We start from the raw sequence: 15,398 nt of genomic DNA on the forward strand, positions 1-15,398 counted from the left end.
AAATTTAAAAGTATAGTGGAGCAGTTCTTTCTCGAATCATCAAAAACATTTCATTTAACGTACAATTGCCAAGAAATCCTCACCATGTAAAACATCTACTTGATCCATATCTAATACATCCAAGTAATCACCGCTATTTGTAACAACAACTGGTGTCACAATCGGATGTCCAGCTGCTTTGATCTTTTCAATATCAAATTTAACTAATAAATCGCCTTGTTTGACTTTATCACCTTGTTTTACTAATATTTCGAATCCGTCACCATCCATCTCAACGGTATCCATTCCAATGTGCATCAAAACTTCTGCGCCATCTTCTGTTGTGATTCCAACCGCATGTCCTGTTGGAAATAGTGTTGTGATTTCGCCGTTAGCAGGAGCGTAAAGTTCACCTACGGTTGGTTCGATCGCAATCCCTTTACCCAATGCACCAGATGAAAATACTTGGTCTTCAACTTTATCCAAAGGAATGATTGTACCTGTTATTGGACTAGTTAAAACAATTTTATCATTTTTATTACCATTATTCACTTCTGTGTTATTTTCTTTTGATGTTTCGCTACCAGCTTCTGGTTTATCATCAAATTTTAAAATAAATGTTAATACGAAGGCAATCACAAAAGCAATCACAGTTCCGATCACAGCTGCAACTAGACCAGAAGTATCTTTCGTATCTTGAGGGATAAACCCTGGTAAACTCAATAAACTGATCAAACCAAAGACATAGTTTTGAACATGACTGAAACCAATAAACGCACCACCAACTGCACCACCGATACAAGCTGCAATAAATGGTTTTTTAAGCGGTAATGTCACACCATACACAGTTGGTTCTGTAATCCCAAAGATTGAAGTGATCGTTGAAGATAACGCCAATCCTTTTAGTTTTACATTCTTTGTCATAAAGAAGACTGCTAAAGCCGCGCCACCTTGTGATAATACAGCTGGTAAAAGCATTGGTGCCATTGTATCCACTCCACCACCTGCTGCTGAAAGATTTAATAGCATGATTGGAACGAAGCCCCAATGCATACCGAACATAACAAACACTTGCCATAAACCACCCATAACTGCACCGGCAATAATTGGACTGAAACCATAAATACCATCATATCCTTTACCTAACAAATCACCTAAAATCGTTCCGATCGGGCCAATTGCAATAAATGTAACTGGTGCCATTACAAGAAAAACAGCTAAAGGAACACAAATGATTTGTAAGAAAGAAGGAATTATTTTCTTAAAGAAACGTTCAACATAGCTTTGAACATAAACTGCTAAAATAATTGGAATGACAGATGATGTATACGCACTTGCCCCAATAATTACTGGAAGTCCAGCAAAACTTAACGTTTGTCCGGCCATTGCAGTAATGCTTGGATGAACGAGTGCCATTGCCAAACAGACCGCTAAAAATTCATTCGTTTTAAATTTCTTCGCAGCAGTAAAGGCTAGAAGAATCGGTAGGAATGTGAAAATTCCATCAGCTATTGCAAAAAGAACAACATAAACGCCTGATTCAGCAGTCAACCAATTTAATGTAACAGCTAGTGTTAAGAAGCCTTTTAAGACCCCAGCTCCAGCCATCGCACCTAAGAAAGGCGTGAATATAGAAGAAATAATATCAATCAATTGATTAAAAATATTACCTTTAGGTCCTTCATCTTTTTCAGAATCATCGTCACCTAAACCACTATGTGCCATCAATTCTTTATAAACATCACTTACATGACTGCCGATTACGACTTGATATTGGCCGCCACTTCTAACTACTTGAATCACATCTGGATCTTGATTTAATTTTTCAGTTTCCGCTTTTTCCTCATCTTTTAATTTGAAACGTAGACGAGTCGCACAGTGGACAACGCTATTTACATTTTCTTCTCCGCCGACTAGTGTTAAGACGCGCTCAGCGATTTCTTGATTTTTACTCATTTTATATGCCCCTTTTCCTTAATTTTTTATATAAAAAAACCTAAACTGAAAAAACAATGATCTACTATACTTACAAAAAACATAATTATAGATGAATCTCTTGTTTTTTCAATCTAGGTTTTGCCTGCTAAACAGTAACAATCCGCTTCGATTGAAAGTTGAATTTTTAATGGATAATATAAACACTACATTTTTTTCTCTCCAGCTACCCGCTGAATATGAATAGTCAAATAAATTTGTTCTGCTTTGTCGATCGGTTTTTGATACTTTTTGACTAAATAATCATTGATTCTTTGTACTGATTGAAACGCTTTAGGATACTTGCTTTGAATCAACTCATAAAGAAAGTCATCTTCTTCATCGTGTGCTTCGTTTTGTAAATAACGTTGGGCAAAATACTGTAAGTGCGTCACGATTCTTTGATAGTTCAATGAATCTTCATCAAATGGTTTACCGAAATAACGGCTGATGATCGTTAAGATATCTCGTACCATTTCAGTAGCAGACATCGTCACTTCCATGTTTCCATTCGCCTGTTCGCTGTTTACAATGTGAAATGCAATAAAGCCTGCTTCACTTTCTGAAAAATCAATGTTCAGTTTTTCCTTGATCAACGCTACGCCTTTTCTAGCGATAGCAAATTCTTTAGGGTAAAACTTTTTTGTTTCAAACATCAAGGGGTTCGGCATCTCAATACCTTCTTTTGCTCTCATGATTGCGTAATGCACATGATCAGTCAAGGTTAAATAGATATTAGATGAAAGTTCGATTCCTAAATCTTCTTCAGCCATGTCCACAATTCTTTTAACGATCTCTACCTCTTCTAACGGAATATCCGCAAATAACTGCTGGAACTGTCCTGAAGTGATAGAATCTTTTAGAACAAATTCTTTTTCAATAAAAGTTGGATCGATCAAATCACCGATTTTCTTTTGAAATGCTAGTCCTCGGCCCATACAGACGATTTCTTCACCTGATTCATTTTTTGTCATGACGACATTGTTATTTAAAATTTTTTCGATATACATGATGAACCTCACTTTTACAAATACAAATGAAAAAAACCTAGAATCCACCCAAATAAATCGCTATGGAAGATTCAGGTTTTGCCTGCCGAACAGTAACAATCCTTATTACATGGATATCATAACATCTTTCTAATTTATTTGCAACCCTTTTCAAAAGCAATTTTAAATGAAATTTTTGGACAACTATTAAGAAATGTCAAAGTCTGATTGCAAACCATTTTCAAAAGAGTTACAATCTATTCCATAGTTTTAAAAAATATATATTTTCAAAGGATGAGTTACATGTTTGAAACAATTTCTACTCCTGATTTTGAAACACTTTACACTGCAAATGACCTTAATGTCATTGATATTCGTGAAACTGAAAGTTTTTTACAAGGACACTTAGCACACTCTATGTCACTGCCTGCAACTGTTTTACCAAATATGCTAAAACAACTAAATAAAGAAAAAACCTATCATATCATTAGTTACAGTGGACGCCGTTCTGAAATTATTGCGTCGTTCATGGCTTCGAAAGGCTTTCATGCTGTCCACGTGATTGGCGGCATGCAACAAATCTCTAAAGCTTCTTAATAGAAAAAACAAGTATTCAACTGCTGAATGCTTGTTTTTTTCTAGAATTTAAGTAAAAACTTGATTTTCTTACTTTTTATTAGTAGAATAGTTTTTGTTTATAAATAATCATACTTAGGTATTCAAAGGAGACTTTACATGTCAAAATTACTTGTTGTTAAAGCACACCCTCTTACTAAAGAAGAATCTCGTTCTGTGCGTGCGTTAGAAACCTTTTTAGAAAGTTATCAAACTCAAAATCCATCTGATGAGATCGATGTACTTGATGTCTATGCTGATTTCGTTCCTGAAATCGATGAAGAGTTACTTTCTGGATGGGGTGCATTACGCACTGGTACTGAATTTATCGCTTTAAATGAAAGCCAACAAACTAAAGTTGCTCGCTTCAACGAATTAACGGATCAATTCCTAGGCGCTGACAAAGTAGTTATTGCCAATGCTTTATGGAATTTAAATGTTCCGACTCGCTTAAAAGCATGGGTTGATACGATCAACGTTGCTGGAAAAACATTTAAATACACTGAAGAAGGTCCTAAACCTTTGACTAACGGTAAAAAAGCCTTGCATATTCAATCAAATGGTGGTTTTTATGAAGGACAAGATTTTGCTTCTCAATATGTAAAAGGGATTTTGAACTTCATCGGTGTTGCTGAAGTCGATCAATTATTTATCGAAGGAATCGATCATCACCCAGAAAAAGCTGAAGAATTGTTAAGTGCAGCAATGGACCAAGCAACAACTTTAGGTAAAACATTTTAAGAATAAAAAAGCCGAAATGAACAAATTTGTTCATTTCGGCTTTTTTCATTCGAATTTTTTTAATTTTTCTTCTTCATGGTACAAACTTGACACATCTTTATACCATTCAAATATATGCGTAATTATAACCTTAGCAGCGGCGTAAACAGGTATTCCCAAAATAACTCCTACTACACCAAATAACTTTCCAGACGTCAGCAACACGACTAAAATTGTCACTGGATGAATGTCTAACTGGTTACCTAAGACTAGTGGTGAAATCACACGGCCTTCGATTGTCTGCTCAATAACAAAAACGACTAAAACTTTAGCTAATAAAACAGGTCCGCCCACAATTCCTAGAAATATGGCTGGTACCATCGCTAGAAATGAACCTAGATAGGGAATCAAATTAAGGAAACCAGCTGTAATTCCCAAAGTGATTGCATAATCCAATCCAATAAATGAAAAGCCAAGAATAAACATTACAGCAACAGCAAAAGCCACCGTCAATTGACCGCGTATATAAGAAGAAACTTGCGAATTAACTTCTCCTAATACTTTTAATGTAGGTTTTCGCATTTTATTAGGTAAAAACTTCATCAAATAAGGTGCTAATTGCTTTCCGTCTTTTAAAAGATAAAACAAAATGAATGGCATTGTGATAATTGCCACTACAACTGTCGCAACAGCTCCAACAAAACTTCCTAAACCTTGAACTGTAAACGTAGAAATATTACGAATAATATCTCCTAATGAACTGATCAATTTATCGCCCATATCCTCTAACTGACTGCGAAATTGTGCAAAGAAAGGATCACTTAAAATCTCCTGCATCTTTTTATCGAGTGTATCGATATATTGAGGAAAATGATTTCCAAAACTAATGGTTTGTTCTTGAATTTTTGGAACGATCACTACAAGACCCCAAATGATCAAGGCCACTACAATAATAAATAGTCCGATAATACTCCAAATACGAGGTACTCGTTTCTTTTCCAGATAATCAACGACTGGATTCATTAAATAATACAAAATCCCTGCCATGATCAGCGGTAAACCAACAACACCGATAAACTGCCAAACTGGTTTAAATAGATACGAAACTTTTGTAAATACTAATAAAATTAGTAAAATTAATAACACAATCAATAACGTGGTTACAACTTGATTATTTAAAAACCAACGCCAAAACCATGAAAATCGTTTCTCTTTATTATTCTCTTGTTCCATTCACTCACACTCCAAAAGATATATATTCAATTGTTGATCCAACTTTGATTGTTGGAAAGACACTAGGAGTAAGGTATAACCCATTAACAATTGCATCTTCTTTTGGCACATCAGCAAAAACCAATGTCACATGAGCAATGCTGTTTAAGTTATCATTAGCAAAAGGTCCAACATAATCGATAGTATATTCTTGTTCATCGATCTTTAGTAGATCCCCTTTTTTTAATTCTAAAGACTGATTTTCTTGAAATTTTTGAATCACAGAATATTCCTTTAAACCCTCTGTGGCACTTTCACCAAAAAGTATGATCATCGGTTCTTTTTCATCTAATGCCCGAACACCAATTTCAGTAACTACAGCTTTCATATACTTATCGCTCCTTCTTCCATTAATCAATCTTCATTATAACATATAACTTTTTTTCTTATTCGATAATTCGGACTTTGTGAGCTATAAAAAAAGATGAACAAGAATTCAAACATCCTGTTCATCTTTTGATATATTATCGCAAAATTCTTTAAAATACGTTCTCGGCTTATGATAGAATGGTTACGGAAACTTGTCTTCTCCCCCAATTGATACATTGAGCTACATCTGAAAAATGAAGATCGATAATATTTCCCTTAATTGCACCACCAGTATCGCTGGCAACGGCTTCTCCATATCCTTCGACATACAATTTTGTGCCTAGTGGAATCACATTTGGGTCAACTGCAATAGCCATTGGATCCAAGCGTAAATCCTGTCCCATAGCAGTTAGATTCCCTCCGCCAATAAATCCTTCATTACAAGAATAGGCGGTTGCTTCCATCATCATCGTTTTTCCTTCAGGCTTTGTACTTTCAGTTTTTTCTTTTTCAAGTTGGGCTTGTTTTTTTTCAGCTTCCAACTTTTGTTTTGCAGCTTGCTCTTTTTTTTGAGTCTCAGCCTTTTCTTTTTCGGTTTTTTCTTTATTTAAAATATTGGTTTTTACTTGCTGAAAGGCTTTGCTTTCTGTCATTGAATAGATCATTGAGCTTGATAAGTTTTGTGCTGTTTTTTCTGACACAACTGTGTAACTGCTTAAACTCTTAATTTCGCTATTTTTATTTTCTGCTGCATATACAGGAATCACTGATCCAGTAATAAAACAGGAAATGATAAATAAAATTGGCAACCATCTTTTTTTCATTAAATAGGTTCCTCCCTCAAATTCGTACGAAAGCTATCATAGCACGTGGTGAATCGTTGATGGTTACTATTTAATTAAGGCTAAGTTACAGTCTACAAGAAAGCGTTTTATAGATTGTTACATAGGAAATATTTTCATTTTTTTATTTAATTTTATGTGAAATAAACCTGCTGTAATAGGATTCATATTTTTTTATTAGAAAATACCCCAAATTATATTTATCATTTTTTGTTATATTTACTATAATAGTATCTATAAGAAAACAGATTAAAATCAACAAAAACCCTTTATATTACAAGGGTTTTACAAATATATATAGGTATAAAATATAAAACAGTAGTTATTTTATACTAAGCAAAAAAAAAACAATCCCAACAAAAATACAGTTTGGATTGTTTTTGTATTAAGGTTTATTTAAAAAACTCTAGAATATGAGTCCAAATTTCCTCTTTGAACACATCTTTTGGATTCCCTCCGCCGACTACTCCATAACCGATCATCGTACCAGCAACAAATAAAATAATTACTAAGGCAATCACTACTAAAACTTTCAACAAAGTCACTATAATATAGCGTGTCGAACTCATATCTATTTCCCCTTTTTATCTAACTGCTGACATTTTCTTTTCTGTCGCTTTTTCGTCGTTTACTCGTTCCACTTTTGCTCCTAATTTTTGAAGTTTTTCATGGAATTTATAGTAACCGCGATCTAAATATTCTAAGTGTGATACACGCGTAATACCTTGAGCACGTAATCCAACTAAGATCAATGCAGCGGCCGCACGTAAATCTGTTGCCTCTACAGCAGCGCCCTGTAATGCTTGACTACCATTGATAATAGCAACATTGCCATCCATTTTCACATCAGCATTCATTCGTTGCATTTCTTCTAAATGTTGGAAACGATTTTCAAAGACTGTCTCAGTTACAACACTTGAACCGTCTGCTACCATTTGTATCGCAGTCATTTGTGCTTGCATATCTGTCGGGAAGCCGGGATGCGGCATTGTTTTAACGTCTGTTGGTTTGATTACTTTAGGACCAATGACGCGCAAACCGCCTCTTTCTTCACGAATAACAGCGCCCATTTCAGTTAATTTAGAAATAAGTGGACGATTATGTTCAGGAATTGCTTCTTCGATCAAAACATCTCCTTCAGTCATCGCAGCTGCAACCATGAAGGTTCCTGCTTCAATACGATCTTGAACAATTGAATGTTCAACAGCATGAAGTTTTTTCACACCTTCAATACGCATCATTTCAGTACCCGCACCGACAATTTTAGCACCCATTTTGTTAAGGATATTCGCTAAATCAACGATTTCAGGTTCTCTAGCAACGTTTTCGATGACTGTCGTACCTTTGGCTTTAACAGCGGCCATCATGATATTTTGAGTAGCACCTACACTTGGGAAATCCAAATAAATCGTATTTCCGATCAATTCATCCGCAATTGCTTCGATATAGCCATTTTTTTGAATGATCTTCGCGCCTAATGCTTGGAAGCCTTTTAAGTGCAAGTCAATTGGACGCTTACCAATTGCACATCCACCAGGCATAGCAACTTTTGCATGACCATTGCGAGCCAATAAAGGACCCATTACAACGATAGACGCTCTCATTTGACTAACATACTCATAATTCGCTTCGATGCCTAACGGCTGCGTTGCATCTATTGTGACTTGGTTCTCTTCTTCATTAAATTCGATATCTACGTTTAAGTGTTTGATTACTTGGTTCATTGTAAAGACATCTGAAAGAATCGGTACATTATTTAATGTAGTCGTTCCTTCTTCTGCTAAAAGGGTTGCTGCTAAAATTGGCAATACTGCATTTTTAGCCCCTTCGATTTTCACAGTTCCTTTTAATTGGTTACCACCATGAACAATAATCTGTTCCATTTTGTTCCCCCCAAAAAAGTTAGAATTGGATACTTCGATCCAAAATCTTTTCTATTATACCACTATTCACCAACAAATAGTATCTTTTCTTTTTATTCATCAATCCTTATGGGAAAAATACAATAAATAAGTTACGGCATAACGCAAGAAACTCTAAGAAAAACGAGCTCACAGTAAAGCCGATAACAATTGAAATCAAGACGATTAGTAACCGCACTTGAGTGGTTTGATGCGCTTTAAAAAACTGTTCTATTCTAATAGATTGCATCGCCCAAAAACTAACATAGATAAACATCATATGGCAGATGATCCGAATCACTGCATCGATACCAAAAAATTGCATAGATTTCTCCTTACTTTAAAAGCTGAAAAATAATACTAAGGTACTTTGCCCTCATTCTTATCTTTTTTCCGAGAGACTAGCCTGTAAAGCTAGATAATATAAAAAGCGTATTGGGCTTTTTTCAACTCTGATTGAAAAATTTCCACAACTTATTTAAGTAACATAAAGATAGTTTATCACAAATTGCCTCAAACAAAAAATAAAGATTCTTAACTTTCATAAAAATAACATATGTATGTTGTTTTATTTACTATAAGAGATGGCTGAGACATCACTATTTTGCTGTCTCAGCCACTCATAAATTTAGGTATGTTTTGACACATTGATCCGATTGATTGCTCGGTGAAGTGCAACTGTTGCACGGCGTAATTCATCCGTATTTGCATTTTCCTTCGCTTTTTCAATCATACGCTCAGCACGGTGTTTGGCACGTTCTGCACGGCTTACATCAATATCTCTTTCACGTTCTGCACTATCGGCAATGATTGAAACGATGTTATCACGAACTTCCATAATACCGCCATTCACAGCGATCCAATCCACATGTGTATCAGAATCGGTCCTTTTTACGCGAACTTCATCAATTGCTAAAGGAACGATGATCGGTGCATGTTTAGGTAAGATACCAATTTCGCCATCTGTTGTTTTTGCAACAACGATCGTTGCACGATGATCATAAACCAATCCATCAGGAGTCACCACATTGACAGTTAAACAATCCATTTCTGTGTCTCCTCCTTTTTAGTAGTTCAACGTTTTAGCTTTTTCAATAACGTCTTCAATTCTACCGACACTACGGAAAGCTTCTTCAGGTAAGTCATCGTATTTTCCATCAAGAATCTCTCTAAATCCTTTGACTGTATCAGCAACAGGAACATAAGAACCTGGTTGTCCCGTAAATTGTTCGGCTACGTTAAAGTTTTGTGATAAGAAGAACTGAATACGACGGGCACGGCCAACCAAGACTTTTTCTTGATCAGATAGCTCGTCCATCCCTAAAATTGCAATGATATCTTGTAACTCACGGTAACGTTGCAATACGTGTTGTACTTCTGTAGCCACGGCGTAATGCTCGTCACCTACAACTTCTGGTGCTAAAGCGCTTGAAGATGAAGCTAATGGATCAACTGCGGGATAAATACCCATTTCAGTTAAACGACGTTCCAAGTTAGTTGTTGCATCTAAATGGGCGAATGCTGTTGCTGGCGCCGGGTCAGTATAGTCATCAGCTGGTACATAGATTGCTTGAATCGATGTGATCGAGCCTTTTTTAGTTGAAGTGATACGTTCTTGTAATTGACCCATTTCAGTGGCAAGTGTTGGTTGATAACCAACCGCTGAAGGCATACGACCTAGTAAGGCTGAAACCTCAGAACCTGCTTGAGTGAAACGAAAAATATTATCGATGAATAATAACACATCTTGGCCTTCAACATCACGGAAATATTCCGCAATCGTTAAACCAGTCAATGCCACACGCATACGTGCACCAGGAGGTTCATTCATTTGACCGAATACCATGGCTGTTTTTTCAATAACACCAGAGTCTTTCATTTCAAAATAAAGGTCATTCCCCTCACGAGTTCGTTCACCAACACCGGTAAACACTGAAATACCACCATGTTCTTGCGCAATATTATGAATTAATTCTTGAATCAAAACGGTTTTACCAACACCGGCACCACCGAATAATCCGACTTTACCACCTTTTAAATACGGAGCTAATAAGTCGATCACTTTGATTCCTGTTTCTAAAATTTCGTTACTTGTGCTTAAATCAGCAAAATCAGGGGCTTTCTTATGAATACCGCTGCGTATTGCGTCTTCTGGGAATGGTTCTTCCAAATCAATTGTATCACCTAAAACGTTGAATACACGACCCAATGTTTCTTTCCCTACAGGAACAGAAATCGGTTTTCCAGTATCAATAACTTCCATTCCGCGTTGTAATCCATCAGTGGACTCCATTGCAATCGAGCGGATGACACCGTCCCCTAATTCTAAAGCTACTTCTAAAACGACTTTTTGTTTTTCTTCGCCGTTTTTGTAAACGACTAATGCATTATTTATATCTGGTAAGGATTGATCTAGTGAAAATTCCACGTCAACAACGGGACCGATTACTTCAACAATCTTTCCTAAACTCATGTGTCTTTCCTCCGTTTCGTTTGAAGAGGCCATAAAAATATCGAAGGCTCGACAGTTTTAGACCCTAACGAGGTCATGATAAAACCTGTCTTCTCTATTACTTAGTAAGAACTTCGAGCCACGCAGGCTCGAATCTTGTTTGTTATTCTAAAGCAGCTGCACCAGCTACGATTTCGGTAATTTCTTGTGTAATCGCTCCTTGACGAGCCCGATTGTAAGAAATCGTCAAATCGCTAATAATGTTTTGCGCATTATCTGTGGCTGTTTTCATCGCTGTCATCCCAGCAGCATGTTCTGCTGTTTTAGCGTCAATAATAGCCCCATAAATCAAACTTTCAGCATATTGAGGCAACAAATTATCTAAGATTGCTTCTTCTGAAGGCTCTAGGATATATTCTTGCTCATAGGTTGTCGCTTCGTCCGGATCTAAATCTGAAATCGGCAGCATTTTTTCTACACGAAACTGACTTGTCAATGAATTGATATGGTGATTATAACAAACATACAACTCATCAAACACTTCATTTTCATACATTGTAGTCGCGGTTGAAACGATTTTTCTAACTTCATCAAAGCTAGGTTGATCACTTAGTCCACGAAGTTCATAGGCAACATTTATGCCACGAGCTTTGAAAAAATCTGCACCCGTTCCGCCGATAGCAACCAAGACATATTCATCTTGCGATTTATGGTCATCTGCCATCATTTTCATCGTTTGTTTCAAAATTGAACTGTTATAGCCGCCAACCAATCCTTTATCGGAGGTAATGACGATATAACCTGTTTTTTTCACGGGACGAGATGTCAGCATCATATGGTAGTTTCCACTTTCTGACGCTTCTTCATTGTCATATGAATCCAATTCTTCCAGATCACTTAATTGAGCTGCAACAAGATGCGTAACGATAGAACGGATTTTTGATGCATATTCTTGAAAGCTTCTAGAAGCGGCTTCTGATTTTGTCAGTTTAGCGCCCGAAACCATCTGCATAGCGTTAGTAATTTGACTGGTTTTTTTAGTTGAAGCAATGCGTTGTTTGATTTCATTTAATGAAGCACCCAATTCTTGTCACCTCTCTTACGCATTTTGAATTGATTCAAGTGTATCTTTAGCTGTAGATCCTTCTGAATTTGCTGCTCCGAAAATCTCTTTGAATTCGCTAATTGCTGCATCTAAATCTTCTGATTTTGGCAAATCTTTCGTTGTACGGATTGTTTCAAATAATTCAGGATGTTTGCCGTCCAAAAAGTCAAATAATTCTGATTCGAAATCTAGGATTTTTGCAACACTAATACTATCTAAAAATCCGTGGGTCAACGCATATAAAATCACTACTTGCTTTTCAACTGCTAATGGTGCATGTAATTTTTGTTTTAAAATCTCAACGGTACGACGTCCGCGGTTTAGTTTGGCTTGAGTTGCCGCATCTAAGTCAGAACCAAACTGAGTAAATGCTTCTAATTCACGGTAACTTGCTAAATCTAAACGAAGTGTACCAGCAACTTTTTTCATTGCTTTGATTTGTGCTGAACCACCAACACGTGATACGGAAAGACCGGCATCAACGGCTGGACGAGTACCCGCATAGAACAAATCGCTTTCTAAGAAAATTTGTCCATCTGTAATTGAAATAACGTTTGTTGGAATATAAGCAGAAATATCTCCGGCTTGTGTTTCAACAAATGGTAAAGCAGTCATTGAACCGCCACCTAATTCGTCACTTAATTTTGCCGCACGTTCTAATAAACGTGAATGTAGATAGAACACATCACCTGGATAAGCTTCCCGACCTGGAGGACGACGTAGCAGCAATGAAAGTTCACGGTAAGCTACAGCTTGTTTTGATAAGTCATCAAAGATGATCAAAACATGTTTGCCGTTGTACATGAATTCTTCACCCATCGCAGCTCCTGCATAAGGCGCAATATAGAGTAATGGAGCTGGTTGAGACGCTCCTGCGTTTACAATAATCGTATAATCTAGTGCACCATAAGCTCTTAACGTTTCAACTTGGTTACGGACTGTTGATTCTTTTTGGCCGATAGCGACATAGATACAAATAACATCTTGACCTTTTTGATTGATAATCGTATCGATGGCAATAGATGTTTTACCTGTTTTACGGTCACCAATAACTAATTCACGTTGACCACGACCAATTGGTACTAAGGCATCGATTGCTTTAAGACCTGTTTGCATCGGTTGATCAACTGATTTTCTTTGCATAACGCCTGGAGCTGCCGCTTCTACTGGACGTGTTTTATCTGTTTTGATTTCACCTAAGCCGTCGATCGGTTGACCTAATGGATTAACAACACGGCCGATCATTGCTTCGCCGACAGGGACTTCCATGATTTTACCAGTACGTTTGACTTTGTCGCCTTCTCGAATGGTTTCAAAATCACCTAAAATGATAATACCGACATCATTGGTTTCTAAATTTTGCGCCATTCCATATGAGCCATTAGAAAATTCAAGCAGTTCTCCACTCATCGCGTTTTCTAATCCATGGGCACGAGCAATTCCATCCCCAACATATGTGACAGTCCCGATTTCTTCGACTGCTAATTCTTGTTGATAATTTTTGATCTGTTCCTTAATCAAGGCACTGATTTCTTCTGCTTTGATAGCCATTCAATTCACCTCTTTATTGTGCTGAACGTTATTTTAATAACAATTCTTGGATTCGTTCTAATTGCTTATGGATACTACCGTCGATCACTTTATAATTGGCTTCTATAATCACGCCACCAACGATTTTGGGATCAATTAAATTGATTAAATTCGCTTTTTCATACCCTAAAAGTTTTGCTGCTTTTTCTTCCATTAATTGATGTTGCTCTTTTGTCAACGGTACAGCTGTTAAAGCTGTTCCTAAGAGTAAACTTTTGTGCTCATCATAACGTCTTTCGTATTCATCAATCATCAATAATAAATCATTCATACGACTATAGTTATAAACGACATATAAGAAGTTTTCTATTGTTCCTTCAAAGCCGCTAACTAATTGTTTCATGATTTCATCTTTTTCGTATGGTTCAAGGCGGACATCACTTAAAATATCGCCTAATTCTGGAACTTCGTGAAAAATCTCTCTAAGTTTTAATAAGTCCTGATAAATACTGTCAGCTTCTTGCTTTTCAATCGCCAACTCAAACAAAGCTTTGCCGTAGCGTTTACCTACCGTATACTTATCTAACTTCATTTGTCTTACCTAAGCCTTCGATATAAGAATTGATCAATGAATCATGTGCATCTGGGGTCAATTCTTTGTTTAAAATTTTCTCTGCAATTTGTAGAGACAAGTTCGCCACTTCATCTTTAACAGATGCCAATGCTTCTTCATGCTCTTGAGAAATATCAAGACGTGCTTTTTCTCGTAAACGTGACACTTCATCATTGGTTTCTGCTAACATTTTTTGACGGTTTTGATCTCCGTTCTCTTTCGCTTGTTTAATGATTTCTGCTGCTTCAGATTTAGAAGAAAGCAATTTTTGTTGGCGTTCCTCTTGCATCTTAGCGGCTGCTATTCGAGATTGCTCTGCAGAATCTAAATCGTTGGCAATTTTATCTTCACGTTTTTTTAACATATCAGTGATTGCTTCCCAAGCGAATTTCTTGATTAGAAGCATCAAAATTAGAAAAGCGCCACTTACGACAATCATCGTGCCTATTGTTGTACTTGGTCCGGCTTCACCGATTACTAAATAATCTAGCATGAAGTTTCAACTTCCTTTCTCTGCAATTCTCTTTGGTGATGTTGTTGAATTGACTCTTTATATGGTTTGTTTTATCTTATTTTTGTTTCATTTATCTCTCGTTTTTCGCCAAGTACTGCTCATCATCAGCTCATCTATTTTAAAATAGCTACAGACTAATCTTGATGTTTTTAGCGGTCTACTTTGCTTTTGGTGAAGCTTGATGTTTCTTTTAATAGGTTACTTCTCTCACTTCGTTCGCCAAGTACTGCTCATCATCAGCTCTGCCGAAGGCAGTCGCTGTGATTCGCAGCAAAGAAAGCAGTAACGCGTGGCGTTTTAAAAACTCAGCGTCCTGCCTTCTAAAGAGATTATTTAAGCACTAATAACAATGCAATAACTACACCTAGAATAGGAACCGCTTCGATTAAGGCAACCCCGATAAACATTGTTGTTCTTAGTTGTCCAGCCATTTCTGGTTGGCGTGTCATTGATTCGATTGTTTTTGAGATAACTTTTCCGTTACCGTATGCTGCTCCGACTGCTGCTCCGAAAACTGCGATTGCTGCTGCGATATAATTCATTATTGTTTTCCTCCTAAGAAATAGTTGTTTTTTATTTATTG

The 15,398-nt window shown here is 36.7% G+C and carries 17 protein-coding genes; 2 read left to right on the plus strand and 15 right to left on the minus strand.

The genetic code is table 11. The annotated features are described in order from the left end of the window. Positions 1–54 precede the first annotated feature (54 nt). Together BCR21_RS03695 and licT are read right to left on the minus strand one after the other, a co-directional pair. A complete protein-coding gene (locus tag BCR21_RS03695; protein ID WP_069645153.1) occupies positions 55–1,935 on the minus strand; it encodes a beta-glucoside-specific PTS transporter subunit IIABC in 1,881 nt (626 codons plus the stop codon). A gap of 185 nt (positions 1,936–2,120) precedes the next feature. After that, complete coding sequence (licT, locus tag BCR21_RS03700; RefSeq protein WP_069645154.1) at positions 2,121–2,963, minus strand: BglG family transcription antiterminator LicT; 843 nt, start codon at positions 2,961–2,963, stop codon at positions 2,121–2,123. Positions 2,964–3,245: 282 nt separating this feature from the next. Between licT and BCR21_RS03705 the strand changes: the two genes are divergently transcribed. Beyond that, positions 3,246–3,539 carry a rhodanese-like domain-containing protein gene (locus BCR21_RS03705; protein ID WP_069645155.1) on the plus strand — a complete coding sequence of 98 codons (294 nt, stop codon included), beginning with the start codon at positions 3,246–3,248 and terminating at the stop codon, positions 3,537–3,539. A gap of 138 nt (positions 3,540–3,677) precedes the next feature. Further along, positions 3,678–4,298, plus strand: a complete 621-nt coding sequence (locus BCR21_RS03710) for an FMN-dependent NADH-azoreductase (protein WP_069645156.1) — start codon at positions 3,678–3,680, stop codon at positions 4,296–4,298. Positions 4,299–4,343: 45 nt separating this feature from the next. Here BCR21_RS03710 and BCR21_RS03715 read toward each other — a convergent pair whose 3' ends face one another. From BCR21_RS03715 to atpE, 13 genes are all read right to left on the minus strand, one after another. Next, a complete protein-coding gene (locus BCR21_RS03715) occupies positions 4,344–5,510 on the minus strand; it encodes an AI-2E family transporter (RefSeq protein ID WP_069645157.1) in 1,167 nt (388 codons plus the stop codon). A 4-nt stretch (positions 5,511–5,514) separates the two neighbouring features. Next, positions 5,515–5,877: a PTS glucitol/sorbitol transporter subunit IIA gene (locus BCR21_RS03720; RefSeq protein ID WP_069645158.1), complete on the minus strand. Its 363-nt coding sequence runs from the start codon at positions 5,875–5,877 to the stop codon at positions 5,515–5,517. Between the two features lie 169 nt (positions 5,878–6,046). Beyond that, a complete protein-coding gene (locus tag BCR21_RS03725; RefSeq protein WP_069645159.1) occupies positions 6,047–6,682 on the minus strand; it encodes a 3D domain-containing protein in 636 nt (211 codons plus the stop codon). A 410-nt stretch (positions 6,683–7,092) separates the two neighbouring features. After that, entirely contained in the window at positions 7,093–7,269 is a 177-nt protein-coding gene (locus BCR21_RS03730) for a DNA-directed RNA polymerase subunit beta (protein WP_069645160.1), read from the minus strand. A 15-nt stretch (positions 7,270–7,284) separates the two neighbouring features. Beyond that, positions 7,285–8,583: a UDP-N-acetylglucosamine 1-carboxyvinyltransferase gene (gene murA / locus BCR21_RS03735; protein WP_069645161.1), complete on the minus strand. Its 1,299-nt coding sequence runs from the start codon at positions 8,581–8,583 to the stop codon at positions 7,285–7,287. Between the two features lie 106 nt (positions 8,584–8,689). After that, a complete protein-coding gene (locus BCR21_RS03740) occupies positions 8,690–8,926 on the minus strand; it encodes a DUF1146 family protein (RefSeq protein ID WP_069645162.1) in 237 nt (78 codons plus the stop codon). 303 nt (positions 8,927–9,229) lie between these two features. Further along, entirely contained in the window at positions 9,230–9,649 is a 420-nt protein-coding gene (locus tag BCR21_RS03745; protein ID WP_069645163.1) for a F0F1 ATP synthase subunit epsilon, read from the minus strand. Positions 9,650–9,667: 18 nt separating this feature from the next. Continuing rightward, complete coding sequence (gene atpD / locus BCR21_RS03750) at positions 9,668–11,074, minus strand: F0F1 ATP synthase subunit beta (protein WP_069645164.1); 1,407 nt, start codon at positions 11,072–11,074, stop codon at positions 9,668–9,670. 142 nt (positions 11,075–11,216) lie between these two features. Beyond that, the gene (locus tag BCR21_RS03755; protein ID WP_069645165.1) at positions 11,217–12,137 is read right to left on the minus strand and encodes a F0F1 ATP synthase subunit gamma; all 921 of its coding nucleotides are present in this window, start codon (positions 12,135–12,137) and stop codon (positions 11,217–11,219) included. 15 nt (positions 12,138–12,152) lie between these two features. Further along, entirely contained in the window at positions 12,153–13,709 is a 1,557-nt protein-coding gene (gene atpA, locus BCR21_RS03760) for a F0F1 ATP synthase subunit alpha (RefSeq protein WP_069645166.1), read from the minus strand. A gap of 28 nt (positions 13,710–13,737) precedes the next feature. Continuing rightward, a complete protein-coding gene (gene atpH, locus BCR21_RS03765) occupies positions 13,738–14,280 on the minus strand; it encodes an ATP synthase F1 subunit delta (RefSeq protein WP_069645167.1) in 543 nt (180 codons plus the stop codon). After that, positions 14,267–14,794 carry a F0F1 ATP synthase subunit B gene (gene atpF / locus BCR21_RS03770; protein ID WP_069645168.1) on the minus strand — a complete coding sequence of 176 codons (528 nt, stop codon included), beginning with the start codon at positions 14,792–14,794 and terminating at the stop codon, positions 14,267–14,269. Before atpF ends, atpH begins: the two co-directional genes overlap by 14 nt. Positions 14,795–15,144: 350 nt before the next feature. After that, on the minus strand, positions 15,145–15,357 hold the full coding sequence (gene atpE, locus BCR21_RS03775; RefSeq protein WP_069645169.1) for a F0F1 ATP synthase subunit C: 213 nt from the start codon (positions 15,355–15,357) through the stop codon (positions 15,145–15,147). Positions 15,358–15,398 lie beyond the last annotated feature (41 nt).

It is taken from the genome of Enterococcus ureasiticus (genome assembly GCF_001730285.1).
GTDB classification, from domain to species: Bacteria; Bacillota; Bacilli; order Lactobacillales; family Enterococcaceae; genus Enterococcus_L; species Enterococcus_L ureasiticus.